Origin of the sequence: Streptomyces sp. NPDC048481 (genome assembly GCF_043200075.1) — a bacterium.
Classification (GTDB): Bacteria; Actinomycetota; Actinomycetes; order Streptomycetales; family Streptomycetaceae; genus Streptomyces.
This window is the reverse complement of sequence record NZ_JBICXC010000002.1, coordinates 17,623-40,648: the sequence shown is the minus strand read 5'-3', so window position 1 is coordinate 40,648 and position 23,026 is coordinate 17,623. Positions and strand designations below refer to the sequence as shown.

At 71.1% G+C, this 23,026-nt stretch carries 22 protein-coding genes; 11 read left to right on the top strand and 11 right to left on the bottom strand.

The features are described 5' to 3' along the window. Positions 1 to 205: 205 nt before the first annotated feature. The 5 genes from ACGFSH_RS06415 to mce all read right to left on the bottom strand — a co-directional run bounded on the left by ACGFSH_RS06415 (position 206) and on the right by mce (position 7,691). The gene (locus ACGFSH_RS06415) at positions 206 to 976 is read right to left on the bottom strand and encodes an ABC transporter permease (protein ID WP_393345569.1); all 771 of its coding nucleotides are present in this window, start codon (positions 974 to 976) and stop codon (positions 206 to 208) included. 2 nt (positions 977 to 978) lie between these two features. Then, the gene (locus ACGFSH_RS06410) at positions 979 to 1,929 is read right to left on the bottom strand and encodes an ABC transporter ATP-binding protein (protein ID WP_393345568.1); all 951 of its coding nucleotides are present in this window, start codon (positions 1,927 to 1,929) and stop codon (positions 979 to 981) included. 85 nt (positions 1,930 to 2,014) lie between these two features. After that, positions 2,015 to 2,953, bottom strand: a complete 939-nt coding sequence (locus ACGFSH_RS06405; RefSeq protein ID WP_079659495.1) for a cellulose-binding protein — start codon at positions 2,951 to 2,953, stop codon at positions 2,015 to 2,017. A gap of 183 nt (positions 2,954 to 3,136) precedes the next feature. Further along, positions 3,137 to 7,018 carry a polarized growth protein Scy gene (scy, locus tag ACGFSH_RS06400; RefSeq protein ID WP_393345565.1) on the bottom strand — a complete coding sequence of 1,294 codons (3,882 nt, stop codon included), beginning with the start codon at positions 7,016 to 7,018 and terminating at the stop codon, positions 3,137 to 3,139. A gap of 232 nt (positions 7,019 to 7,250) precedes the next feature. Continuing rightward, entirely contained in the window at positions 7,251 to 7,691 is a 441-nt protein-coding gene (gene mce / locus ACGFSH_RS06395) for a methylmalonyl-CoA epimerase (RefSeq protein WP_256917245.1), read from the bottom strand. A gap of 151 nt (positions 7,692 to 7,842) precedes the next feature. On the opposite strand from mce, the gene ACGFSH_RS06390 reads away from it, so the two are divergent. Further along, positions 7,843 to 9,054 carry an acetyl-CoA C-acetyltransferase gene (locus ACGFSH_RS06390; protein ID WP_393345563.1) on the top strand — a complete coding sequence of 404 codons (1,212 nt, stop codon included), beginning with the start codon at positions 7,843 to 7,845 and terminating at the stop codon, positions 9,052 to 9,054. Positions 9,055 to 9,149: 95 nt separating this feature from the next. Further along, positions 9,150 to 10,106 (top strand): methylmalonyl Co-A mutase-associated GTPase MeaB, encoded by a 957-nt coding sequence (gene meaB / locus ACGFSH_RS06385; protein WP_393345561.1) that lies wholly within the window; start codon positions 9,150 to 9,152, stop codon positions 10,104 to 10,106. A gap of 72 nt (positions 10,107 to 10,178) precedes the next feature. On the opposite strand, the gene ACGFSH_RS06380 is transcribed toward meaB, so the two are convergent. From ACGFSH_RS06380 to ACGFSH_RS06365, 4 genes are all read right to left on the bottom strand, one after another. Next, positions 10,179 to 10,655 carry a MarR family winged helix-turn-helix transcriptional regulator gene (locus tag ACGFSH_RS06380; protein WP_393345559.1) on the bottom strand — a complete coding sequence of 159 codons (477 nt, stop codon included), beginning with the start codon at positions 10,653 to 10,655 and terminating at the stop codon, positions 10,179 to 10,181. 92 nt (positions 10,656 to 10,747) lie between these two features. Then, positions 10,748 to 11,554: an AIM24 family protein gene (locus ACGFSH_RS06375; protein WP_393346919.1), complete on the bottom strand. Its 807-nt coding sequence runs from the start codon at positions 11,552 to 11,554 to the stop codon at positions 10,748 to 10,750. A 2-nt stretch (positions 11,555 to 11,556) separates the two neighbouring features. Next, complete coding sequence (locus tag ACGFSH_RS06370; protein ID WP_393346917.1) at positions 11,557 to 12,207, bottom strand: AIM24 family protein; 651 nt, start codon at positions 12,205 to 12,207, stop codon at positions 11,557 to 11,559. A 1-nt stretch (position 12,208) separates the two neighbouring features. Next, positions 12,209 to 12,841, bottom strand: a complete 633-nt coding sequence (locus ACGFSH_RS06365) for an AIM24 family protein (RefSeq protein WP_393346915.1) — start codon at positions 12,839 to 12,841, stop codon at positions 12,209 to 12,211. A 165-nt stretch (positions 12,842 to 13,006) separates the two neighbouring features. On the opposite strand from ACGFSH_RS06365, the gene ACGFSH_RS06360 reads away from it, so the two are divergent. The 5 genes from ACGFSH_RS06360 (at position 13,007) to ACGFSH_RS06340 (ending at position 15,892) form a co-directional block, all read left to right on the top strand. Then, positions 13,007 to 13,351 (top strand): DUF3817 domain-containing protein, encoded by a 345-nt coding sequence (locus ACGFSH_RS06360; RefSeq protein WP_393345557.1) that lies wholly within the window; start codon positions 13,007 to 13,009, stop codon positions 13,349 to 13,351. Continuing rightward, entirely contained in the window at positions 13,348 to 13,641 is a 294-nt protein-coding gene (locus ACGFSH_RS06355) for an MTH1187 family thiamine-binding protein (RefSeq protein ID WP_393345555.1), read from the top strand. Before ACGFSH_RS06360 ends, ACGFSH_RS06355 begins: the two co-directional genes overlap by 4 nt. Before the next feature lie 137 nt (positions 13,642 to 13,778). Continuing rightward, entirely contained in the window at positions 13,779 to 14,759 is a 981-nt protein-coding gene (locus tag ACGFSH_RS06350) for a matrixin family metalloprotease (RefSeq protein WP_393345553.1), read from the top strand. A 205-nt stretch (positions 14,760 to 14,964) separates the two neighbouring features. Continuing rightward, the gene (locus ACGFSH_RS06345; protein WP_069769979.1) at positions 14,965 to 15,471 is read left to right on the top strand and encodes a MarR family winged helix-turn-helix transcriptional regulator; all 507 of its coding nucleotides are present in this window, start codon (positions 14,965 to 14,967) and stop codon (positions 15,469 to 15,471) included. A gap of 82 nt (positions 15,472 to 15,553) precedes the next feature. Continuing rightward, entirely contained in the window at positions 15,554 to 15,892 is a 339-nt protein-coding gene (locus tag ACGFSH_RS06340) for a DUF3817 domain-containing protein (RefSeq protein ID WP_329413690.1), read from the top strand. A 225-nt stretch (positions 15,893 to 16,117) separates the two neighbouring features. Here ACGFSH_RS06340 and ACGFSH_RS06335 read toward each other — a convergent pair whose 3' ends face one another. Further along, positions 16,118 to 16,753, bottom strand: a complete 636-nt coding sequence (locus ACGFSH_RS06335) for a TetR/AcrR family transcriptional regulator (RefSeq protein ID WP_393345551.1) — start codon at positions 16,751 to 16,753, stop codon at positions 16,118 to 16,120. 239 nt (positions 16,754 to 16,992) lie between these two features. Between ACGFSH_RS06335 and ACGFSH_RS06330 the strand changes: the two genes are divergently transcribed. The 4 genes from ACGFSH_RS06330 (at position 16,993) to ACGFSH_RS06315 (ending at position 21,419) form a co-directional block, all read left to right on the top strand. Next, the gene (locus ACGFSH_RS06330; RefSeq protein ID WP_393345549.1) at positions 16,993 to 17,967 is read left to right on the top strand and encodes a tetratricopeptide repeat protein; all 975 of its coding nucleotides are present in this window, start codon (positions 16,993 to 16,995) and stop codon (positions 17,965 to 17,967) included. A gap of 645 nt (positions 17,968 to 18,612) precedes the next feature. After that, positions 18,613 to 19,245: a DUF6230 family protein gene (locus tag ACGFSH_RS06325; RefSeq protein WP_393345547.1), complete on the top strand. Its 633-nt coding sequence runs from the start codon at positions 18,613 to 18,615 to the stop codon at positions 19,243 to 19,245. 118 nt (positions 19,246 to 19,363) lie between these two features. Further along, positions 19,364 to 19,999 (top strand): DUF6114 domain-containing protein, encoded by a 636-nt coding sequence (locus tag ACGFSH_RS06320; protein ID WP_393345545.1) that lies wholly within the window; start codon positions 19,364 to 19,366, stop codon positions 19,997 to 19,999. Beyond that, entirely contained in the window at positions 19,989 to 21,419 is a 1,431-nt protein-coding gene (locus ACGFSH_RS06315; RefSeq protein ID WP_393345543.1) for a hypothetical protein, read from the top strand. The genes ACGFSH_RS06320 and ACGFSH_RS06315 overlap by 11 nt, the downstream gene beginning before the upstream one ends. Positions 21,420 to 21,534: 115 nt before the next feature. Here the strand turns inward: ACGFSH_RS06315 and pyk are convergent, their stop codons facing one another. Beyond that, entirely contained in the window at positions 21,535 to 22,965 is a 1,431-nt protein-coding gene (pyk, locus tag ACGFSH_RS06310) for a pyruvate kinase (protein ID WP_393345541.1), read from the bottom strand. Positions 22,966 to 23,026 lie beyond the last annotated feature (61 nt).

Genomic DNA, 23,026 nt, shown 5'->3' with positions numbered 1-23,026 from the left:
AAAGGATCAGGACAGCAGGGCACACGCCCCCGTAAGGGTTAGGAGGATATCGGGGCGCTGACGGTTCCGCTCAAATCAAAGCAAAGGCCGAAGCGTGACCCGCCCCCTCGTGCCGTGACCCGCCCCCTCGTGCCGGGCGCGGTACCGGTCCGGGCGCCGTCCCGCGTCGGAGACCGCCCGCCCCCCATGCCGGCGTGCGCCCGGGTCAGGCGTCGCGTCTCTTGAGCAGCAGGTACCCGCCCGCCAGCGCGGCCGCCACCCACAGCGCCATGATCGCGAAGCCGCCCCACGGCCCGTAGGGGGTGTCGTCGTCGATCGGCGTCACCACCCGCATGATCTTGCTGCCGGCCTGGTCGGGCAGGTACTGGCCGATCTTCTTCGTCGCGGAGACGTTGCCGAGGATGTTGGAGATCAGGAAGAAGAACGGCATCAGGATGCCGAGCGAGAGCATCGGCGAGCGCAGCATCGTCGCCACGCCCATCGAGAACAGGGCGATCAGCGTCATGTACAGGCCGCCGCCGATCACCGCGCGCAGCACCCCGCTGTCCCCGATCTCCGCCCGGTGCGAGCCGAGCATGGCCTGTCCCAGGAAGAACGTGACGAAGCTGGTGACGAGGCCGACCGCCAGCGCCAGTCCGCCCGCCACGACGATCTTGCTGAACATGAACGCCCCGCGCTGCGGCACCGCGGCCAGCGAGGTGCGGATCATCCCCGTGCTGTACTCGTTCGACACGACCAGCACCCCGAACACGATCATCGCCAGCTGACCCAGGCCCATCCCGGCGAAGCTGATGAACGTCGGGTCGAAGGAGAGCCGGTCGTTGCGGCTCATGTCGTCGAAGTCGCTGTTCGACAGTGCCGAGATCAGCATGCCGAGGGCGACGGTGACGATCACCGAAAGGGAGAGCGTCCACACGGTGGACGCCACCGACCGGATCTTGGTCCACTCGGACCGGATGACCTGGGTCGCCGCCATCGTCAGCTCCTCGTCCGGTCGTCGCCCCACCGCTGCTGCGGCGGCGCGTCCGAGTGCGCGTGGTACTCCACCGACTCGGCGGTCAGCTGCATGAACGCCTCCTCCAGCGAGGCCCGCTGGGGACTCAGCTCGTGCAGTACGACCTGGTGGCGCGCGGCCAGCTCCCCGATGTGCTCGGGCTTGCCGTCGTCCACCTCCAGCGCCCCGTCGCCGGCCTGCACGACGGTGGTCCCGGCCGCGTGCAGCACGTCGAGCAGCCGCTCGCGCTCGGGGGTGCGCACCCGCACGTACGACCGCGAGTTCTGCGCGATGAAGTCGGCCATCGAGGTGTCGGCGAGCAGCCGGCCCTGCCCGATGACCACCAGATGGTCGGCCGTCAGCGCCATCTCGCTCATCAGATGCGAGGAGACGAACACCGTCCGCCCCTGCGCGGCCAGCGTCTTCATCAGGTTGCGGATCCAGTGGATGCCCTCGGGGTCGAGCCCGTTGACCGGCTCGTCGAACATCAGGATCCGCGGGTCGCCGAGCAGCGCCCCCGCGATGCCCAGCCGCTGGCCCATGCCCAGCGAGAACCCCTTCGCCTTCTTCCCCGCCACCGCCGTCAGACCGACGGTGTCCAGCACCTCGTGCACCCGGCCGCGGGGGATGCCGTTGCTCTGCGCCAGACACAGCAGATGGTTGAACGCGCTGCGCCCGCCGTGCATGGCCTTGGCGTCCAGCAGGGCGCCGATGTACTTCAGAGGGTCCTTGAGCCGGTCGTAGTGCTGCCCGTCGATCCGCACGTCCCCGGCCGACGGCCGGTCCAGGCCCAGCATCATCCGCATGGTGGTGGACTTGCCGGCGCCGTTGGGCCCGAGGAAGCCCGTGACGATGCCCGGTCTGACGGTGCACGTCAGATCGTTGACCGCCACTTTCTCGCCGTACCGCTTCGTCAGGCCCTCGAGCTCGATCATGCGGCCACGCTAGAACGCGGCAAAGCCCTCTGCCACCGGAGTGGCAGAGGGCTTCACCGGCGTTCGGCCGCCGTGCGCCCGGAGGTTACCGGGACTGCTGCGCCGGAACCCCGCGGGAGATCGGCTCGTCGTCCGTGGACGGCGTGCCGGCCGCGGCCACCGCGGCGCCGGTCAGCGTGGCGAGCATCTCGCGGACGTTCGTCAGCTGGGCGTTGATCGAGTCGCGGCGGTTGGTGAGAGCCGCCAGCTCGCGCTCCGACTCCGAACGGATCCGGTCCGCCTTGGCGTTGGCGTCGGCCACGATGTCCTCGGCCTGGCGCTGGGCCGTCTCGACGGTCTGACGCGCGCGGCGCTCGGCGTCGGTGCGCAGCTTCTCCGCCTCCAGGCGCAGCTGCTCCGCGCGGTGCTCGATCTCCGCGAGACGCTTCTCCGCCTTCTGCTGACGGGACGCGAGGTCGCGCTCCGACTGCTCCCGGCGCTTGGCCAGGTTGGTCTCGAAGTCGGCGGCGGCCTGTGCGGCCTTCGCGCGGGTCTCCTCGAAGAGCGCGTCGGCCTCCTCACGCTTCGACTGCGCGTCCTTCTGCGCCTCGGAACGCAGCTGCGACGCGTCGCTCTTGGCCTTCTCGACGATCCGGACGCCCTCGTCCTCGGCCTTCGCCTTGCGCTCCGCGGCGAACGACTCCGCGTCGTTGCGCACCTGCTGGGCCGCGGACTCGGCCAGCTCACGGTGCTGCTCGGCCGCGCGACGGGCCTCCTCGCGCAGATCCTTGGCCTCTTCCTCGGCGAGGCGGAGGATCTTCTCGACACGCGCGCCGAGACCGGCGTACGACGGCTCCGCGTCGCTTACCTGGGCCTGGGCGTTCTGCGTCTCGAGGTGCAGCTCCTCGATGCGCTTTTCCAGAGCAGTGATACGGGCCAGAGCGCTGTCACGGTCGGAGACGAGCTTCGAGATGCGTTCGTCCACCTGAGCGCGGTCGTACCCACGCCGCACAAGCTCGAAGCCGTAGGGGGAAGTGTCGCTCATGGGGTTCCTGTCGAATGAGACCGGTGAGGTGATAGGTGGAATCCTAGGGGCCTTTGCGGTGTGTCATCGAGCGTATGCGTGTTTGATCTGGAGAATGACACCCCTTTTGGGTGGCTCGGCGGCGGACCGCTTGCCAAAGGTGCGCTCAAAGGCCCAAGAATTTAACGCAATCCACACATTCCGCTAGCCGTCCGGCGACTTCCCACCCGATCGAGGGGCTCCGATGGCCGCGCCCGCCTTGACGGCTCCGTCCTTGCCCCCGCCCGGCGCCTCGAACGACTCCAGCGCCTCCAGCACGTCCTGGACCCGCGAAATCTCGGCGTTGATGTCCTCGCGCCGGCGCACCAGGACCTCCAGCTCCCGCTTGCCCTCCTCGACCGTGCGCCGCGCCTCCCGGATCGCCTCGGCCTTCAGCTCCTCGGCCTCGCGCACCAGCGTCGACTTCTTCTGCTCGGCCTCCTTGAGCAGCCCCTCGGCCTTCTTCACCGCGGCGATGCGGACCTTGCCGGCCTCGGAGTTGGCGTCCGACACCAGCTCCTTCGCCTTCGCCTGCGCCTTGGCGAGCTGCTCCTCGGCCGCCTTGATGAGCGCATCGCAGCGGTCGCCCGTCGAACGCATCGTCTCGGCGGCCTCACGGCGGGCCCGCTCGTGCAGCGCCTCGATCTCGCCGGTGATGCGGTCGCGCAGCTCCTCCGCCCGCTCCCTTATCGCCGTGGCGTCCCGGCGCGCGCCGACCAGCAGCTCGTCGGCGTCCGTACGCGCCTTCTCCACCCGCGAGTTGCCCTCGACGGTCGCCTCGGACACCAGCCGCTCCGCCTCGCTGCGGGCCGCGCCCACCATCGAGTCGGCCTGCGCCTCCGCGTCCGCCGTGGCCTTCTGCGCCTGCTGCTGCGCCTCGGTGAGCAGCTTGTCCGCCTCGGCCGCCGTCTCCGTGATGAGGGTGTCGACCTGCTCGGCCGCCTCGGAGCGCCGCTTGTTGGCCTCCTTGCGGGCCTCGTCCAGCGTCGTGTCGGCCTCCTCGCGAGCCACGCTCATCAACCGGTCGGCCTCCGCCGCGGCCTGCGCCTTGACGCGCTCGGCCTCGGCCCGCATCCGCTCCGCGTGCGCCTGCGCGGACCCGACCGTCTCGGCGGCCTCGGCGCGCAGCCGCTCCGCGTCCCCGGACGCGTCCTGGATCAGCTTCTCCGCCTTCGCAACCGACTCCGACCGCAGCCGCTCGGCCTCCGCCATCGTCTCGGACTGCAACCGCTCGGCCTCCGCGAGGGTCTCGCTCTGCAGCCGCTCCGCCTCGCTGCGCGCCTCGTTGATGAGCGCGTCGGCCTGCGCCGCCGCGTCCGAACGGATGCGGTTGGCGTCGTCGCGGGCGTCCGCCCGGGTGCGCGACGCGTCCTGGTCGGCCTGCGCAATGGCGTCCGAGACCTCGGTGCGCACCCGCTGGGCGTGCGCCGACGCCTCCGAACGCAGCCGCTCCGCCTCGGCGATCGCCTCCCCGAGGGTCCGGTCGGCCAGTTCCTGCGCCGCCTCCGACGCCTCGCTCGCCTCGCGCCGGACCCGGCTCGCGTCCTCGGCGGCCCGCTCCCGCTCGGCGTAGGCGTCGGCGCGGACCCGGTCCGCCTCCTCCTCGGCCTCGCGCCGGGTGCGGTCCGCCGCGTGCTCGGCGGCCGAGCGCAGCCCGGTGATCTCCTCCTGCGCCTGCTCGTGCAGTCCGGCCACCGAGTCGCGCACCTGCTGCGCGTGCTGCTCGGCCGCCGACACCATCTCGGTGGCCCGCCGGTCCGCGTCCTCGACCAGACGGACGGCCTCGGTCTGCGCCTCCTCGACGCGCTTGCGCGCCGAGGCCAGCAGTTCCTCGCTCTGCTCGCGGGCCCGCTCGCGCTCCTGGCCGGCCTCCTCGCGGGCGGAACCGAGGAGTTCCTCGGCCTCGCGCCGGCGCCGGACGGCCTCCTCCTGCGCGGCGGCCAGCGTCTCGGACGCCTCGGCCGACAGCCGCTCGGCCGCGGCCTGCGCCTCGGCGCGCACCCGGTCGGCGGTGTCCTGCGCCTCGGACTTCAGCCGCTCCGCCTCCGCGGCGGCCTCGGACCGCAGCCGCACGGCGACGGCCTCGCCCTCGGCGCGGGAGGCGGCCGCGTCGGACGCGGCCTCGGTGCGCAGCCGGTCGGCCTCCGCCTCGGCCTGCTGTTGCAGGGAACGGATCCGCTCGGCGGCCTCCGAGCGCAGCCGGTCGGTCTCCTCGGCGGCCTCGCGGCGGATCCGCGCGGCCTCCTCCCGGGCCTCCGTCAGCGCCTGCTCGGCGGAGGCGAGGCGTGCCTCCGCCTCCGTCTGAAGCCGGGTCAGCTCCTCGGCGGCCTCCGCCTGCCGGGCCTCGACCGCCCGCTCGGTCTCCTCGCGCAGCTCGCGCGCGGCCTGTTCGGCGTTCGAGGTGATGGTCTCGGCGAGCTCCACCGCCTCCTCGCGGGAGCGCTCGGCCTCCGCGCGGGTGCGCTCCAGGACCTCCTCGGCCTGCCGGCGCAGCGTGGTGGCGCGCTCGATGGCCTCGGTGCGCACCTTCTCGCTGTCCGAGGTGGCCTTCTGGCGCAGCTCGTCAGCGTCGGCCTTCGCCTTGGACAGCAGCTCCTCCGCGGAGCGGGCCGCCTCCTCGATCTGCTGGACGGCCTCCTTGCGGGCCTCCGCGCGGATCTTCTCGCCCTCGGCGACCGCGTCGGCGCGCAGCTGCTCGGCCTCGCCGCGCAGCCGGCGGGCCTCCTCCTGAAGCTCGACCGTCTTGGCGCGGTACTCCTTGGTGTCGTCCTTCGCCGAGCCCTTGAGCTGCTCCGCGATGTCGTGCGCCTCGGCGCGCAGCCGGTCGGCCTCGGTCTCCGCCTCACGGCGGATCCGCTCGGCCTCCTCGGCGGCGGCCTTCGTGGTGCGCTGCGCGTCCTCCTGCGCCTTGTTGAGGACGTCCTCGGCGGTCTTCGCCGCCTTCGACAGCTGGGTGGCGCTCTCCTCGGCGGTGAGCGTGCGGGCCTTCTCGGAGGCCTCCGCGACGATCTTCTCGGCCTCGGCGCGCGCGTCGGCGACGAGCTGCTCGGCGTCCGCCTTGGTGGTCTCGGCCTCCTTGGTGGCCTCGCTGACCAGCCGGGCGACCTGCTCCTTGGCCGTGCGGGTGCGCTGCTCCTTGGCGGCCTCCGCGGCGGCGAGCGCCTTCTCCGCGGCCGCCTTCGCCTCCGCGAGCACCTTGTCCGCCTCGGCCTGCGCCTTGCGCAGCGCCTCCTCGGCCTCGGACATGCGCTGCTCGGCAGCGCGGCTCAGCTCACCGGCCTGGCGGCGGGCGGCGTCGGACTCGGTGACCGTGGAGGTGCGCAGCTGCTCGGCGTGGTCGCTGGCCTCCTGGGCCTGCGTGGAGGCGGCGTTCAGCAGCCGCTCGGCGTCCGTGCGGGCGCGCAGCAGGAGCTGCTCGGCCTCCGCGCGGGCCGCTTCGGCGTCGGCCTGGAGCCGCTGGCGCGCCTCGGCGGCGACGCGTTCGGCCTCCGCGCGGGCCGTCGCCAGGGCCTGCTCGGCCTCCGCCCGCGACTCGTCGAGCAGTCGGCGGGCCTGCGCCTCGCTGCGGGCGCGCAGCTGTTCGGCCCAGGCCACGTTCTCGTTGACGTGCGACTCGACGTTCTGCCGGCGCTCGGCGAGTTCCTGGTCGAGCTGCTGGCGGCGGGTGACCGCCTCCTGGTGCAGCTCCGCCTGGAGCCGGGCCGCCTGCTCGGCGTGCTCCTGGAGGATGCGCTGCGTCTGCGCCCGCACCTGGCTCAGCTCGCGCTCGGCGTCCTGGCGCAGCTGGTCGGCCTGCATCTGCGCGTTGCGCAGCAGCTGTTCGGCCTGGTACCCGAGGTCGCCGCCGTCGAAGGCGGGCCGGGACATGATGGTGCGACGCGCCTCGTGCAACTTGGCGCGCAGCACCTCGACCTGGTAGCCGAGGTCCTCGGCGTGCTGGATCGCCTTTTCCCGCTCGGTCTTCAGCCGCTTCATCTCGGCTTCGAACCGAGTCAGGTGGTCGACGTCAGCCGCCGGTTCCCGCTCCTGGCTCTCGTAGCCCCGCACTGCGCGGTCCCATCCGTCCCTGGTCGCAAGCTTGCCGAACGAGCTCCGTCCATCCGCCGGACGGGGCTCCCGGGGAATGGTGTCAGATCAACGACGGAGCATGGGCTGCTGCCCCGACGCTCGTCCCCCGAAACCCGGACCCCGGCCGCGTCCTGCCGCCGGACGGCAGGACCGGGTCGCCCCGGTGTGAGCGGCGACCGAGCCCAACCCTACCGGCCCATATGTACGAGGGTCAGTGCTCAGGTGACTCAACAGGGGCCGATGTGACCAGTTCTGTCAGTACTCCGTGGCAATCCTTGGGGTGCAGGAAGGTGATCCGTGACCCCATGGAGCCGCGTCGGGGCTCTTCGTACAGAACGCGTACGCCCTTGGAGCGGATGTCCTCGGCGTCGCCGTCCACATCCGCCGTACCGAAAGCGATGTGGTGGACTCCCTCGCCGTTCTTGGCCAGCCACTTGCCGACGGCGGAGTCCTCGCGGGTCGGTTCGAGAAGTTGCAGGTAGGAGGCGCCTCCGTCGGACGTTTCGTTGATCTTGAGCATGGCCTCGCGCACGCCCTGTTCCTCGTTGACCTCGGAGTGGAACACCTCGAAGCCGTATGTGGAACGGTAGAACTCGACGGTCGCGTCGAGGTCGTGGCAGGCGATCCCGATGTGGTCGATTCGCGTCAGCATGGTGTCAGTGCAGCGCGCCCGCGGTGGTTACGCAACGTGCGCGCGATCACACTGACGGCCCGATGACGGCACGGAGTGCCACTCAGTACATTCGAAGTAAACCCTCGTTCACTCCTCGGCCTGTGCAGGCCGGTAAGGGGATTCGCAGCTCATGACTGACTCGACTGGCTCCAACGGCACGACCTCGGTGATCGTCGCGGGTGCGCGTACGCCCATGGGACGGCTGCTGGGCTCCCTCAAGTCCTTCTCCGGAGCCGACCTCGGCGGCTTCGCGATCAAGGCCGCCCTCGACCGTGCGGGGATCGGCGGCGACCAGGTGCAGTACGTGATCATGGGCCAGGTGCTGCAGGCCGGCGCGGGCCAGATCCCGGCCCGCCAGGCCGCCGTCAAGGCCGGCATCCCGATGAACGTCCCGGCGCTCACCATCAACAAGGTGTGCCTGTCGGGCCTCGACGCGATCGCGCTCGCGGACCAGCTGATCCGCGCGGGTGAGTTCGACATCGTGGTGGCGGGCGGCCAGGAGTCCATGACCAACGCCCCCCACCTGCTGCCCAAGTCCCGCGAGGGCTTCAAGTACGGCGCCATCGAGATGCTCGACGCGATGGCGTACGACGGCCTCACCGACGCCTTCGAGAACATCGCGATGGGCGAGTCGACCGAGAAGCACAACACGCGCCTCGGCATCGCGCGCCCCGAGCAGGACGAGATCGCCGCGCTGAGCCATCAGAGGGCCGCCGCCGCGCAGAAGAACGGCGTCTTCGAGGCCGAGATCACCCCGGTCGAGATCCCGCAGCGCAAGGGCGAGCCGGTCGTCTTCAGCAAGGACGAGGGCATCCGCGCCGACACCACCGCCGAGTCCCTCGGCAAGCTCCGCCCGGCGTTCGCCAAGGACGGCACGATCACCGCGGGCTCGTCCTCGCAGATCTCCGACGGCGCGGCGGCCGTGGTCGTGATGAGCAAGGCCAAGGCGCAGGAGCTCGGCCTGGAGTGGATCGCCGAGATCGGCGCCCACGGCAACGTGGCCGGACCGGACAACTCGCTCCAGTCCCAGCCGTCCAACGCCATCCTCCACGCGCTCAAGAAGGAGGGCCTGGAGGTCGCCGACCTCGACCTGATCGAGATCAACGAGGCCTTCGCCGCCGTCGCCGTCCAGTCAATGAAGGACCTCGGCGTGTCCACGGAAAAGGTGAACGTGAACGGCGGCGCCATCGCCCTGGGCCACCCGATCGGCATGTCCGGCGCCCGGCTCGTCCTGCACCTGGCGCTGGAGCTCAAGCGCCGGGGCGGCGGCGTCGGCGCGGCCGCGCTGTGCGGCGGCGGCGGCCAGGGCGACGCCCTGATCGTCCGGGTGGCCAAGGCCTGAGACGGCCGCTGTCGCGCCCCGCGCCCGGAACGGCCGGGCACGGGCGAGGCCGGAACAGGGCTGAGCAGAGCTGAACGGAGCTGAACGGAGCTGTGATGCAGGACGTCTCCTCACTGGCCGCCCAGGCCAGGGAAGGCCGGCCCCGGGCCGTGGCCCGGCTGATCTCGCTGGTCGAGGGGGCGTCCCCGCAGCTGCGGGAGGTCATGGCGACCCTGGCCCCGCTCACCGGCAACGCCTACGTCGTGGGCCTGACCGGCTCGCCCGGCGTGGGCAAGTCGACCACGACGTCCGCGCTCGTCACCGCGTACCGCAGGCAGGGCAGGCGGGTCGGCGTGCTGGCCGTCGACCCGTCCTCGCCGTTCTCCGGCGGCGCGCTGCTCGGCGACCGGGTCCGGATGTCCGAGCACGCCTCGGATCCCGGCGTCTACATCCGCTCCATGGCCACCCGCGGCCACCTCGGCGGCCTCGCCTGGGCGGCCCCGCAGGCCATCCGCGTGCTGGACGCGGCGGGCTGCGACGTGATCCTGGTCGAGACGGTGGGCGTCGGCCAGTCCGAGGTGGAGATCGCCTCCCAGGCGGACACCAGCGTGGTGCTGCTCGCCCCCGGCATGGGCGACGGCATCCAGGCCGCCAAGGCCGGGATCCTGGAGATCGGCGACGTCTACGTCGTCAACAAGGCGGACCGGGACGGCGCGGACGCCACCGCGCGGGAACTGAACCACATGCTCGGCCTCGGCGAGGCCCGTGCGCCCGGCGACTGGCGGCCGCCCATCGTGAAGACGGTCGCCTCCCGCGCCGAGGGCGTCGACGACGTCGTCCAGGCATTGGAGAAGCACCGGGCCTGGATGGAGGAGCGCGGCGTCCTCGCCGAGCGGCGCCGCTCGCGCGCGGCCCGCGAGGTCGAGACGATCGCCGTCACCGCCCTGCGCGAACGCATCGGCGACCTGCACGGCGACCGCAGGCTGAGCGCCCTCGCCGAACGCATCGTCGGCGGCACGCTCGACCCCTACCGCGCGGCGGACGAACTGGTGGCGGGCCTCACCGAGAGCTGAGGGCCGGAGACGGCAGGAAGGCGGACCGCCGATCGGGGGTCCGCCTTCCTGCCGTCCCGCCGAGGAGGCTGCCTACGGCCGTCCCCGGTGACCGCGGAGGTGTTCCGCGACGGGCTTGAGGGCCTTGGAGAGTTCGGTCAGTGCCTCGGGGGAGAGGAGGTCGATGAAGTGCCGCCGCACGGAGTCCACATGGTGCGGCGAGACCTTCTGCATCGTCTCCATGCCGTGTTCGGTCAGCACCGCGTACAGGCCCCGGCGGTCCGACTCGCAGTTCTCACGGCGCACCAGGTCCGCGTTCTCCATGCGGGTGATCTGGTGCGAGAGGCGGCTCTTGGACTGGAGGGTGGCGGACGCGAGGTCGCTCATCCGCATCCGGCGGCCCTCCGACTCGGAGAGGTTCACCAGGATCTCGTAGTCGTTCATGGTCAGGCCGAACGGCTGGAGATCCTTTTCGAGCTGGTACGTCAACAGCCTGTTGACCTCCAGATGGGTACGCCAGGCGCACTGCTCCGCATCGGTCAGCCACCGGGTGGCCGTTTCGGTCTCCATAGATGAAGTCTACCTAAAATGTTGAAAGGCGAACTAGTGAGGGCGGTGTGACGGTGCGCACGCGTTCGATGTCACACTCCGCAGACTACCGCTCACAGCCCGAAGCGACGCTGGAGGTCCCCCAGCTGTCCGGGAAGGCGCGGTGCGCCGGATTGCGCTCCGGGACCCCCGTGCCCACCCGCGCCGGTCCCGGAACCGGGCACTCCCGGCTCGTGCGGAACCACCCCCGTGGCCTGCTCCGCCATCAGCGTCTCGGTCGACTGAAGCAGCACCGTGCCGGCGCCCACGAACTCGAACTGGTGCTCCTCGCCGGAGGCCCCGCCGAGGCCCGTCAGTGCACGTAGACCGCCCATCACACCCGTCATGTACCCGTGGTCGTAGTGGTGGCACGGGGAGGGGCAGTCGGCCCATCCGACGAGCGCCTGGGGGTCCACCCGGAGGGGAGGTTCCATGAACACCACCGGGCCGTTAGATGCGGCCACGAACTTTCCGGTTCCGATGAGCGTGAGGAATCCCGGCACGATCGACTGCTTGAGCGACAAGCTTGGCTGAAAAGCGAGCAGATTGCCCGAGCGAATGGTCAGGTTGCCGTCGTCCAGATCGTACGAATTCACGTCGAAGGCCCGGTCGGCGAGGAGCATCTTGCCCGAGCCCTCCGCCACGACCCAGTCGCTCGCGTGCAGAGGCGAATGGAAGGAAGTGCGCACCAGGCGGTCCAGCCGGCCGTGTCCGACGCCGTTGAAGTCGATCGACCCGTAGTAGGCGATCATCTTCCCCTTCTGGAGGAACCACTGGCTCCCCTTGAGCTCCACGCAGAAGGTGTAGCTGTTCACGTTGTCGTCGACCGGCAGGCTCATGGGGTCGTAGACCGTCGGGCCGCCGCCCGGAACCCCGTACATGCTCACAGCTTCTCCTCCGACGCCTGGACGAACACCGCACCGCTGCCGCTCAGCTCCAGCTGGAACGCCTCGCCGGAGCCGCGGCCCACCATGTCCCGCCAGCCGAGCGCGGTCGACAGCTTGTTGCGGACGTCGCCGTGGTGGGCGACGTAGGCCTGGGGGTCGACGTGGACCGGGCGCTGCGGGGTGATCGGGACCTCGAAGACCCCGCCGTGGGCCATCACGGCGACGGCTCCCTGGCCCTTGAGGGTGGTGGTGAACAGCCCCTGTCCGCTGACCTGGCCGCGGACCATGCCCATGACCCCGCCCTGGGAGCCCAGGAACATCGTGCCCTGCTGGAGCGTGCCCTCGAAGGCGAGGAGCCGGTCCGCCTCGACGTACAGCGTGTCGCCGGTGAGCCGGATGACCTGGACGTGGTGGCCGCCGTGCCCGAAGAGGACCGTGCCGCTGCCCTCGACGGTCATCAGCGGCGTGTCCTCGTTCGCGAGCCGCCGCCCGATCATGGACATCACGCCGCCCTGCCCGCCCTGGACGTTGGGCGTGAACGACACCTCGCCGCGGTACGCGAGCATCGCGCCGCGCTGGCTGTAGAGGCGCTGCCCGGGGATCACGGTCGCCTCGACGATCTTGGAGTTGATCTCGCGGAACGTCATGTCACACATCCCCCGCGATCGTGTTGCGCTCGCTGGGCTGGACGTACACCAGGCCGTTCCCCTCGAAGCGGATCTGGAAGGCCTCGCCGCCGCCCTCGCCCATGAAGGTGCGGAACGTCACACCGGACTGGAAGGACTGACGGACGTCTCCCTGATGCGCGATGTACGCCCCCGGGTCGACGGTCAGCGGGTACTGCGGGCTGACGCGCAGCACCACGGCCGGCCCGTCCGAGGTGATCGCGGCCTGGCCGTTCCCCTCGACGGTCGTCGTGAACAGCCCGTTGCCCTGGGTCGCTCCGCGCAGCCCCGTGAAGCTCGTGCCCGTGCGCAGGCCCGCGTCGGTCGCGAGCAGGTTGCTCGACTCGACGAAGAGCTTGTCGCCCTGGAGCCGGACGAGGTTGATCTCGGAAGCGCGGTCGGCGAACCAGCACGTGCCCTGCCCCCTCACCTCCATCACCGTCATCTGCTCGCCGGTGAGCCGCCGGGTCACCATGCCCCGGATGCCCTCGCCGCCGCCGCTGAGCTTCTTGAAGGCCATCTGTCCGTCGTACGCGACCATCGAGCCGTTCTTCGCCTTCACGGCGTCCCCGGTCATGTCGACGGCCAGCACCTTGCTGCCTTGGAGTCGAAACATCGCCACGCTGCGAAAGGTATCCGCCACCCGGGTGCCCGGAACAGCACCCGGGGGTGGAGAACGACCCTGAACGCACCCTTAGGGCGACCGTTTGCCACAATGGACGAACGCTTGTGCGCGCGTTCACAAGCCGCCCCTGCCGAAAGCCCTCCCCGAAGGTGACCCGTGGACCTGAAGACCGCCTCCGCCCTCCGCCGACTGCGACTGGTCTCGGCCCCCGAAGCCGTGTCCTTCCTCCTGCTGCTCGTCTGCTCCGTGCTGAAGCGCACCACCGACTTCAACGGGGTGCCCGTGATGGGCGCGGTCCACGGCCTGCTGTTCGTCCTGTACGTGCTCTTCTGGGCGGACGCCTGGAACCGCGCGAAGTGGTCCCTGAAGACGGCGGCCCTCTACTTCGTCCTGTCCGTTCTGCCGACCGGCGGCTTCTTCGCCGAGCGCAGGCTGCGCCGCGAGGCCGAGGACGCGGTCATCGCCTCCCGCGCCCGCAAGGAAGGCGTGGTGAACGCGTGATCGTCGCCTTCTCGGTCACCCCGCTGGGCGTCGGCGAGGACGTCGGCGAGTACGTCGCGGAAGCCGTCCGCGTCGTCCGCGACTCGGGCCTGCCGAACCGCACGGACGCCATGTTCACCTCCGTCGAGGGCGAGTGGGACGAGGTGATGGACGTCGTCCGGCGCGCCGTGGCCGCCGTCGAGGCACGGGCGCCCCGCGTCTCCCTGGTCCTGAAGGCGGACATCCGCCCCGGCGTCACCGACGGCCTGACGTCGAAGGTGGCCACCGTGGAGCGGCACCTGGCTTCCTAGCCCGCTCTGCACACCCGTCCGGCCGGTCACCCGAACGGCTACGGAGAGGCGGGGTTCCCTCCCCGGCCGCGTGGCTAAGGTCTCCCCGGTCGATCATGTTCCGCGCCGTGGCGCGGCGCCCGAAAGGGGAGTGTGCAGTGGCAGGGCGGCGAGGACCGGGCGGTCTGGGCAGGGCGTTCACGGCGCTCGTGCTGACGGTGACGGCGTCGCTGGCGGTGGTCCGCGCGGGGGAGGCTCACCGGCCCGCGTGCCCGCCCGCACGCGGCGAACTCACCGTCGAGGACCTCCCCGCGGGCTCGTCGGTGCGGGACTGCCACGCCGTGGGCCGCGTCGTCACCCACGACGGCGCGGGCCTGGCGGTCCCCGAACCCGGCACCACGGTCAGCGTCGACGCCCTCACCGCGGACGGCTCGGCGCGCGACTTCACGGTGGCCGTAGCGCCCGACGGCACGGTCTCCTACGCCTACGAGGCCGAGCACGCGCAGGCCCGCCCGCACCGCCGGGACGACGCCCCCGCCTCCTGCTCCGACGACGCGTACTCGACCGCCGGGCGCAAGGAGTACGGCACGTACGAGTGGTTCCTGGGCGACGGACCGCTGCCCGCCCATCTCTCCCGCGCCGAGGCCCGGCACGCGTTCGCGTCCGCCGTCGCCGCCATCACCACGAGCCGCAACGACTGCGGCTACGAGGACACCGTCACCGCGAGGGCCCGGTACCTGTCGACCACCAGCCGCGAGGCGGGCATCGACCGCGAGGCCCGCTGCGTGCACCGGGACGGTCTGAGCGTGTGGGACGCGGGCGACATCGGCCCCGACGCCGTCGCCACGACCTGCTCCTGGAGCCGGCCGGTGCCGGGCGGCGGCCCGGAGGAGCTGCTGGAGGCCGACGTCCGCTTCAACATCCGCGACTTCGCCTTCACCGACCGTCCCTCGGACGCCTGCACGCGCGCGTACGACCTGCGCAGCGTCGCCACACACGAGGCCGGGCACGTCTTCGGCCTGGGCCACGCCGGCGAGGGACACGAGAACCTCACCATGTACGCCAGCTCGTTCGCCTGCTCCGCCGCCGCCCGCACCCTCGGCAAAGGCGACGTCCTCGGTCTGCGCAGCCTCTACTGACAACCGCCTCCGGCCGGCCGGCCCACCCCGGTCGCGGGGTGCGGACGCGCCGCGTCAGCCGCGCGCGCGTCGCCTCACCGCTCGTCCGTGTGACCCCGGTCCCGTCGGCTCGTCTGCCGTGCGCGCGCCCGGCGCGGGCGCTTCGGGGGACCGACAGGCGAGACGGGGCTGACCGCGATGTGACCGGCCGGTAAGGTCTGGAGGCGTGCCGAAACCGCTCAGTCTCCCTTTCGACCCCATCGCCCGCGCCGATGAGCTCTGGAAGCAGCGCTGGGGGAACGTGCCGTCCATGTCCGCGATCACGTCGATCATGCGCGCGCACCAGATCCTGCTCGCCGAGGTGGACGCCGTGGTCAAGCCGTACGGCCTGACGTTCGCGCGGTACGAGGCGCTGGTGCTGCTCACCTTCTCCAAGGAGGGCGAGCTGACGATGTCGAAGATCGGCGAGCGGCTCCAGGTGCACCCCACGTCGGTGACCAACACCGTCGACCGGCTGGTGCGTTCGGGCCTGGTCGACAAGCGCCCCAACCCCAACGACGGACGCGGCACGCTCGCCGTCATCACCGACAAGGGCCGCGAGGTCGTCGAGGCCGCCACCCGCGACCTGATGGCGATGGACTTCGGGCTCGGGGTGTACGACGCGGAGGAGTGCGGGGAGATCTTCGCGATGCTGAGGCCCCTGCGCGTGGCGGCGCACGACTTCGAGGACTGACCGGCGCGGACCCGAACGGGTCGGCGCCGCGGGTCCGGCCCCGGGCAAGATCGTCCCAAAACCGGTGGTTACGCTCGTCCTCATGAAAAAGAGCGTGCTGACCCGCTACCGCGTCCTGGCCTACGTCACCGGTGTCCTGCTGGTACTGCTGTGCCTGAGCATGATCGCCAAGTACGGCCTGGACATGGACGGCGCCGCGGACTTCACCCGTGTCATCGCCATCGCGCACGGCTGGCTCTACGTGGTCTACCTGATCTTCGCCTTCGACCTGGGCTCCAAGGCGAAGTGGCCGGTCGGCAAGCAGCTGTGGGTCCTGCTGGCCGGGACGATCCCGACGGCCGCCTTCTTCGTCGAGCGCAGGATCAGCCACGAGCTGGCCGGCCGGACCGCGGACGCGGCCCCGGCGCCCGTCGAGGCGTGACCCGGCGACTCCGGTGACCCCTCCGCCGTACGCCCACGCGCGCGTACGGCGGCCGGGCGCGTTCGGCCGGCGGCTGCCCCACGGCCGCCGGCTGCCGGCGGCCCGCGCCCGGCGCCCTTGGACGTCTCCAGGCGCCCTCAGCGGCTTCTGACGTCCGTAGCCGCAGGCGTCTTGTGACGTCCCCGGGTGTCCCCGGGCGTCCTCAGGCGTCGCCGCCAGTCGCTCTCAGGCTTCGGCGGCCGGGAGGGACGCCGACGACAGGCCCAGGAGCAGTACGCGCGTGAATCCGCGCACCCACTCCTCGTCGGCCGGTTCCGCGCTGACCAGGGTGCGGTGCACCACCGCCCCGGCGACCACGTCGAAGATGAGGTCGACCGTGCGCGCGGCCTCCGCCGGGTCGGTCTCCGGGGGGAGTTCGCCGCGGGCCTGCGCGCGGGCCCGGCCCTCCAGGACCAGCCCCTTCTGCGGCTCGACGATGGAGGCGCGGATGCGCTCGCGCAGCGCGTCGTCGCGGGTGGACTCGGCGACGGCCGCCATCAGCCCGCTCTTGGCCTCCGGGCGGGCCAGGATCGCCGCGAACTGCAGGACCACGCCCTCGATGTCGGCCGCCAGGCTGCCGCGGTCGGGGAGTTCGAGTTCGCCGAAGAGTTCCGCGACCGCGTCGACGACCAGTTCGTTCTTGCCGGCCCACCGGCGGTACAGGGTCGTCTTGGCTACTCCGGCCCGCGTGGCGACGTCCCCCAGGGTCAGTTTCGACCAGCCCAGCTCGACCAGGGCCTCCCGCGTCGCGGCCAGGATCGCGGTGTCCGCGGCGGCGCTGCGCGGACGGCCGGGACGGCAGGCGGGAGTGCGGATCTGCATGCCTTCGACCATAACCGCAGGTTTTTTCCCCGCTTCCGTGAGGCAGATCACCGGGGGGCGGTGTTGCGCGAGCACCCGGTGCCATTACGCTACGACTCGTAGCGAAAGCCCGTGACGGACGTACACGGGCCGGATCCGGCAGGGGTGCGGGTGGGGACCCGAGTGCTCGTGTCCGGAGTTGTTCGCGAAGTACGGGGATCGCTTTTCACGCAGGCGCGCGGACGGGGGAGGATAGACGCATGCAGCCACGGAACATGTCCATGAGCGGAGTCGTCGACCTCGCCGCGGTGAAGGCGGCCCAGGAGGCCAAGGCGAAGGCGGAGCAGACGCGCGCCGAAGCGGCCCGGCAGGGCGGCGCGGGGGCCGTCTCCCCGGCCGATCTCGTCATCGACGTCGACGAGGCGGGATTCGAGCGGGACGTCCTGCAGCGGTCCGCCGAAGTGCCCGTCGTCATCGACTTCTGGGCGGAGTGGTGCCAGCCCTGCAAGCAGCTGAGCCCCGTCCTGGAGCGGCTCGCCGTCGAGTACAACGGCCGCTTCCTGCTCGCCAAGATCGACGTCGACGCCAACCAGATGCTGATGCAGCAGTTCGGGGTGCAGGGCATCCCGGCGGTGTTCGCGGTCGTCGCCGGGCAGGCGCTGCCCCTCTTCCAGGGGGCCGCCGGCGAGGCGCAGATCCGCCAGACGCTCGACCAGCTGGTGGAGGTCGCCGAGCAGCGGTTCGGGCTCACCGGCCTGACCGTCGACGCCGATGCCGCGCCGGGCGCCGCGCAGCCGGCCGAGGCCGAGCCCGTCGGGCCGTACGACGCCCTGCTCGAAGCCGCCGTACAGGCCCTGGACGCCGGTGACTTCGGCGGCGCCGTACAGGCCTACAAGAACGTGCTCGCCGACGACCCGGGCAACAGTGAGGCCAAACTCGGACTCGCGCAGGCCGAGTTGCTCCACCGGGTGGGCGGCATGGACCCGCAGCAGGTGCGCAAGGCCGCCGCCGAGAACCCGGCGGACGCCCAGGCGCAGATCGCCGCGGCCGACCTGGATCTGGTGGGCGGTCACGTCGAGGACGCGTTCGGGCGGCTCATCGACACCGTGGCCCGCACCGCGGGTGACGACCGGGACGCCGTGCGGCTGCGACTGCTCGAACTGTTCGAGGTGGTCGGGCCCGAGGACCCCCGGGTCGCGGCGGCCCGGCGCGCGCTGGCGCGCGCCCTGTTCTGATCCCCCGGGCGCCCGGGTTCTGACCAGTCGCTAAACGTCAGAGCCCGTGCCGCCGGAGTGAAAGTTCTGCCGAATCGGTTCCCTCGCGGCCGCGCTTTACCAAATCTTGGTAATCGCGGCCGCTGTTACTGGGAGTAAGACAAGGCCGCCGATCTGTCGGATTCCGTCCATCGATCAACAGTTTTGTCCTGGGCATGAGGGACACCCTGCGTCGTCGGTCGAGACCTGTGGGTCGTTCTTCGGTTATCCGGCCGTTACTAGCCAGTAACGAACCCCCTTGTGCGGGCGGCGAGAATGCACCACGATCGGCCACGCTCGGTCCAATCCCGTACCCCGACAGCCGGTTGGGTCGACGGGTCTCCCTGGGTCCCCACCGAGCAGGACCGACGGCGCTGTCGTCGGGCCTTGGACAGGGGGGTCTTCGCTGCGGCGAAGCCTGTCCAGCAAGGTTGTGCGTGATGCGTGTCAGGCGCGACCAGTGGTTGTCGCTCGGGGGTGATCGCCGGTGATCGGTGCGCGGTTCGCGCCTCCGGAACAGGCGCTCCCCTTCCCGAGGACGTAGCACTTCTCCCATCCCTGCCCGGCTGAGCCGCCGTCTCGGAGGCGAGTCAGGGCCAGGAGATGTACGTCCGAGAAGGAGGAAATATGGAGTCCCAGGTGCGTGGCGGGACCAGATGGAAGCGCTTCGCTGTGGTCATGGTGCCCAGCGTCGCAGCGACGGCATGCATAGGCGTGGCCCTCGCGCAGGGTGCGCTGGCCGCGTCGTTCAGCGTGTCCGGCCAGTCGTTCAAGGTGAGCGCCGACAAGCTCGAAGGCACGGGCTTCTCGCAGTACGGCGCGATCGACTCGGGTTACACCCTCGACGGCAAGAAGACGGCTCACCCCGTCGCCGTCTCGGCGTTCAAGAGCGCCTCGATCACGAACATGTGCCAGTCCGTGGTCACCCCGAACATCCCGCTGCTCGGATCCGTCAGCCTCACGCTGAAGGCGGGCGGCGGCGGTACGCCGGTCGAGGCCGAGAACCTCTACATCGACGTCGAGGACCTGCAGGCGAACGCGACCTTCAGGAACATCGACATCGGCGTCGCGGCCAAGGACGCCGACAAGGGTCCCGGCCTCAAGAGCGGTGACACGGCGAACCCGTACGGCTTCGCTCAGCAGGCCGAGTCGGCCACGCTGACCGACGTGAAGCAGACGGCGTGGGCCACCACCGCCGGAACCTTCAAGCTCAGCGGCCTGAAGATGTCGCTGTCGACGGGTGTCAAGGAGTGCTACTAAGCACTCTCTGACGGGCGGGGGAGCCGGTGGCGCCCCCGCCCGTCCAGTCTGAAGCCCGGGTCTTCACCGGCAGCACGACTCACCACCACAGAAACGCCGCACCAGGGAGCTGTTTTCCATGAGCGCCGAGACCCCTGCCGCACCCGGCCAGTTCACCCGCCGGAGGCAGCAGTTCCGCGCCTGGCGGGGCACCAGGCCGTTCTGGGCGGGCCTGTTCGTCCTTCTCGCCGGCTTCCCCATCGCCTACTTCCCCTACGCCCACCTCCAAGTGGGCCATCTGACTCTGGCGATGGCGACCACCGCGGGGGCGGGGTCCCTGATCATCGGCGTGCTGCTGGGCGTCCTGGGCATCAGTCTGTGGTTCCAGAAGCACGTGCAGGTCTTCGCGGGCGTCGCGGCGATCCTGCTGGGCCTGGTCTCCATCCCGGTGTCCAACCTCGGCGGCTTCCTCATCGGTTTCCTGTTCGCCCTCGTGGGCGGCGCGATGGCCGTCTCCTGGGCCCCGGGCGCACCGCCCGAGCCGGCCCGGGCGCCGGAGGCCGGCGCGAACGCCGGAGACGCCCCCGAGGGCGCGTACCCCGAGGGCTCCGCCCCGGCGGACGACCTCGGCGCGAATCCGTACAGCACGGGTCCCGCCGTCGCCGAACGGCCGTCCTTCACCAAGGGCGAGGGACCGGGCGAGCCGCACGACCTGCACGATCTGTCAGGAACGAGCCCGGCCAACGGGGCGAACGGGAGGCACAGTGCCGGCTGACGAGGTTTCCACCGGGAGCGATGTGGACGCTGCCTGCGTGAGAACCACCGGACCGCGCCACGCGGCACCCAAGAAGCCGCTGTTCACCAGGTTCCACATGCCGGCCGGCAAGGCGATAGCCCTGGCGGCCATGCCGACGGCGGTCCTCATGGGCATGGGCTTCACGCCCACCCTCGCGAACGCCGACGACCAGCCGTCGTCCAAGAACCTCACGATCGACGAGTACAAGGACTGCGTGGCGGCCCTGGAGGGCACGGACGCCTCCGCGTCGGCCTCGCCCTCGCCGTCCGCCTCGAAGAGCACGAGCGAGTCCGCGGACGACTCCAAGGACGACTCCAAGGGCGACTCCAAGGACTCCTCGGACGGCGCCAAGGGCGACTCGGGCGGTTCGAAGGACACCTCGGGCTCCGCCGGCTCCTCGGGCTCCGCGGACGACAAGAGCGGTTCCTCCTCGTCGGATTCAGGTTCCGGCGATGCGGCGGAGCCCGCCCCGTCCGCGTCCTCCTCGCCCGCGAAGTCGACGACGTCCGGCGACACGGCTCCGACGGTCCCGTCGGCCGCCGAAGCGGGCAAGAAGGTCCTCGACACCATCGGCGACGCCCTCACGGACCTGCTCGACGGCAAGAAGACCGACGAGACGGCCACCGCGAGCCCGTCCCCGTCCGAGACCCCCTCCGCCGAGGCCTCCGCCCCGGCCGCCGGCTCGGGCTCCTCCGGGTCCTCGGACTCCTCCGGACCGTCGGGCAAGGACTCCTCGGGCACGTCCGAGGACTCCGGCGGCTCCGGCGCCGGGACGGCGAAGGACACCGTCAAGGACACGGCCGCGGACACCGCCGACAAGGTGAAGGACGCGGCCAAGGACAAGGCCAAGGACGCCGCGGACACCGCCGCCGACGCCACGTCCACCCCCAGCCCTTCGGCGAGCGCCGGCACGAAGGCCGAGAACTGCCCCGCCGCCACCGACGACGAGGGCGGCATCGACAACAAGGTCCGGCTGCCCGACGACCCCTGGTTCCTCAACGCCAGCTCGCTGCTCCTCAAGGGCGCCGACTACCAGGGCATCGTCAAGGTGAAGACCGCCAACGGCACCGTCAAGGAGGTGCTGAAGTACGTCATCTCCGGCGGGACCGACATCGGCGACCTGCACCAGACGGTCAACGACAAGCAGGCGAACCGCACTTACCACGTGCAGGCGGGCAAGGGCACGACGTCCACCATCAAGGACGGCGACACGATCATGTACACGGAGAGCATCTCCGGGAACCTGTTCGGTCTCATCCCGGTGACGTTCAGCCCGAAGAGCCCGCCGCCGCTGAACATCCCGCTGATCTACTTCACCAACGCCAAGGTCCAGCAGGCCGGCCAGTTCGGCGGCACGCTGACCGTTCCCGGCCTGCACCAGTTCACGACCGCCGACTGAGCTGAGCGCAGGCGGTCACGAGCTTTTCCGGGAGCCGCGAAAGCGCCGAGGGCGCCCCCTGCGACAGGGGGCGCCCTCGGCGCTGTTCGGGCTCCGGGACGGCGGAGCCGCTCGCTCAGTCGCGGGCGCCGCCGCCGAGGTGGTGGACGCGGAGCATGTTGGTGGTGCCGGGGACGCCGGGGGGCGAGCCGGCGGTGATGATGACGATCTCGCCGGGGTTGAACCGGTTGATCTTGGCGATCTCCTGGTCCACCATGTCGACCATCTCGTCCGTGGTGTTCACGAACGGCACGATGTGCGACTCGACGCCCCAGCTGAGCGCCAGCTGGTTGCGGGTGCCCTCGTCGGTGGTGAAGGCGATGATCGGCTGGGACGCGCGGTAGCGCGAGAGCCGGCGGGCGGTGTCGCCGGACTGGGTGAACGCCACCAGGCCGCGGCCGCCGAGGAAGTCGGAGATCTCGCAGGCGGCGCGGGCGATGGAACCGCCCTGCGTGCGCGGCTTCTTGCCCGGCACGAGCGGCTGGAGGCCCTTGCTGAGCAGCTCCTGCTCGGCCGCGGTGACGATCTTCGACATCGTCTTCACGGTCTCGATCGGGTACGCGCCCACGCTCGACTCGGCGGACAGCATGACCGCGTCCGCGCCGTCCAGGATCGCGTTGGCCACGTCGGAGGCCTCGGCGCGGGTGGGGCGGGAGTTGGTGATCATCGACTCCATCATCTGGGTCGCCACGATCACCGGCTTGGCGTTGCGGCGGCACAGCTCGATGAGGCGCTTCTGCACCATGGGGACCCGCTCCAGCGGGTACTCGACGGCGAGGTCGCCGCGGGCGACCATCACACCGTCGAACGCCATGACGACGTCCTCCATGTTCTCCACCGCCTGCGGCTTCTCCACCTTGGCGATGACGGGGACGCGGCGGCCCTCCTCGTCCATCACGCGGTGGACGTCGGCGACGTCCTTGGCGTCCCGGACGAAGGACAGGGCGACCAGGTCGGCGCCCATGCGCAGCGCGAACCGCAGGTCCTCGATGTCCTTCTCGCTGAGTGCGGGCACGTTGACGGCCGTGCCGGGCAGGTTGATGCCCTTGTGGTCGGAGATGACGCCGCCCTCGATGACGATCGTCCGCACCCGCGGGCCCTCGACGTCGAGGACCTTCAGCTCGACGTTGCCGTCGTTGATGAGGACCTGGTCACCGCGCGAGACGTCGCCGGGCAGGCCCTTGTACGTCGTGCCGCAGATCGTCTTGTCGCCGGGGACGTCGTCGGTGGTGATGGTGAACTCGTCACCGCGCACCAGCTCGACGGGGCCCTCGGCGAAGGTCTCGAGGCGGATCTTGGGGCCCTGGAGGTCGGCGAGGACGCCGATGGCCCGGCCGGTCTCCTTGGCGGCGGCCCGCACCCGGTCGTAGCGACCCTGGTGCTCGGCGTGCGAGCCGTGGCTGAAGTTGAAGCGGGCCACGTTCATGCCGGCCTCGATCAGCGACACGAGCATTTCGTGGGAGTCGACCGCGGGGCCGAGAGTACAGACGATTTTCGAACGGCGCATGGGGCGATCCTATCGGTTTGTTTCGCCGCGGAATATTCCGTCTGGCGGAAGATACAAACGG

What these genes read in the sequence shown, in the direction of transcription:
- ACGFSH_RS06415 (WP_393345569.1), bottom strand. Translation starts at nt 976, where the DNA reads ATGGCGGCGACCCAGGTCATCCGGTCCGAGTGGACCAAGATCCGGTCG.
- ACGFSH_RS06410 (WP_393345568.1), bottom strand. Translation starts at nt 1,929, where the DNA reads ATGATCGAGCTCGAGGGCCTGACGAAGCGGTACGGCGAGAAAGTGGCG.
- ACGFSH_RS06405 (WP_079659495.1), bottom strand. Translation starts at nt 2,953, where the DNA reads ATGAGCGACACTTCCCCCTACGGCTTCGAGCTTGTGCGGCGTGGGTAC.
- mce (WP_256917245.1), bottom strand. Translation starts at nt 7,691, where the DNA reads ATGCTGACGCGAATCGACCACATCGGGATCGCCTGCCACGACCTCGAC.
- ACGFSH_RS06390 (WP_393345563.1), top strand. Translation starts at nt 7,843, where the DNA reads ATGACTGACTCGACTGGCTCCAACGGCACGACCTCGGTGATCGTCGCG.
- meaB (WP_393345561.1), top strand. Translation starts at nt 9,150, where the DNA reads ATGCAGGACGTCTCCTCACTGGCCGCCCAGGCCAGGGAAGGCCGGCCC.
- ACGFSH_RS06380 (WP_393345559.1), bottom strand. Translation starts at nt 10,655, where the DNA reads ATGGAGACCGAAACGGCCACCCGGTGGCTGACCGATGCGGAGCAGTGC.
- ACGFSH_RS06375 (WP_393346919.1), bottom strand. Translation starts at nt 11,554, where the DNA reads ATGTACGGGGTTCCGGGCGGCGGCCCGACGGTCTACGACCCCATGAGC.
- ACGFSH_RS06370 (WP_393346917.1), bottom strand. Translation starts at nt 12,207, where the DNA reads ATGACGTTCCGCGAGATCAACTCCAAGATCGTCGAGGCGACCGTGATC.
- ACGFSH_RS06365 (WP_393346915.1), bottom strand. Translation starts at nt 12,841, where the DNA reads ATGTTTCGACTCCAAGGCAGCAAGGTGCTGGCCGTCGACATGACCGGG.
- ACGFSH_RS06340 (WP_329413690.1), top strand. Translation starts at nt 15,554, where the DNA reads ATGAAAAAGAGCGTGCTGACCCGCTACCGCGTCCTGGCCTACGTCACC.
- ACGFSH_RS06335 (WP_393345551.1), bottom strand. Translation starts at nt 16,753, where the DNA reads ATGCAGATCCGCACTCCCGCCTGCCGTCCCGGCCGTCCGCGCAGCGCC.
- ACGFSH_RS06330 (WP_393345549.1), top strand. Translation starts at nt 16,993, where the DNA reads ATGCAGCCACGGAACATGTCCATGAGCGGAGTCGTCGACCTCGCCGCG.
- ACGFSH_RS06325 (WP_393345547.1), top strand. Translation starts at nt 18,613, where the DNA reads ATGGAGTCCCAGGTGCGTGGCGGGACCAGATGGAAGCGCTTCGCTGTG.
- ACGFSH_RS06320 (WP_393345545.1), top strand. Translation starts at nt 19,364, where the DNA reads ATGAGCGCCGAGACCCCTGCCGCACCCGGCCAGTTCACCCGCCGGAGG.
- pyk (WP_393345541.1), bottom strand. Translation starts at nt 22,965, where the DNA reads ATGCGCCGTTCGAAAATCGTCTGTACTCTCGGCCCCGCGGTCGACTCC.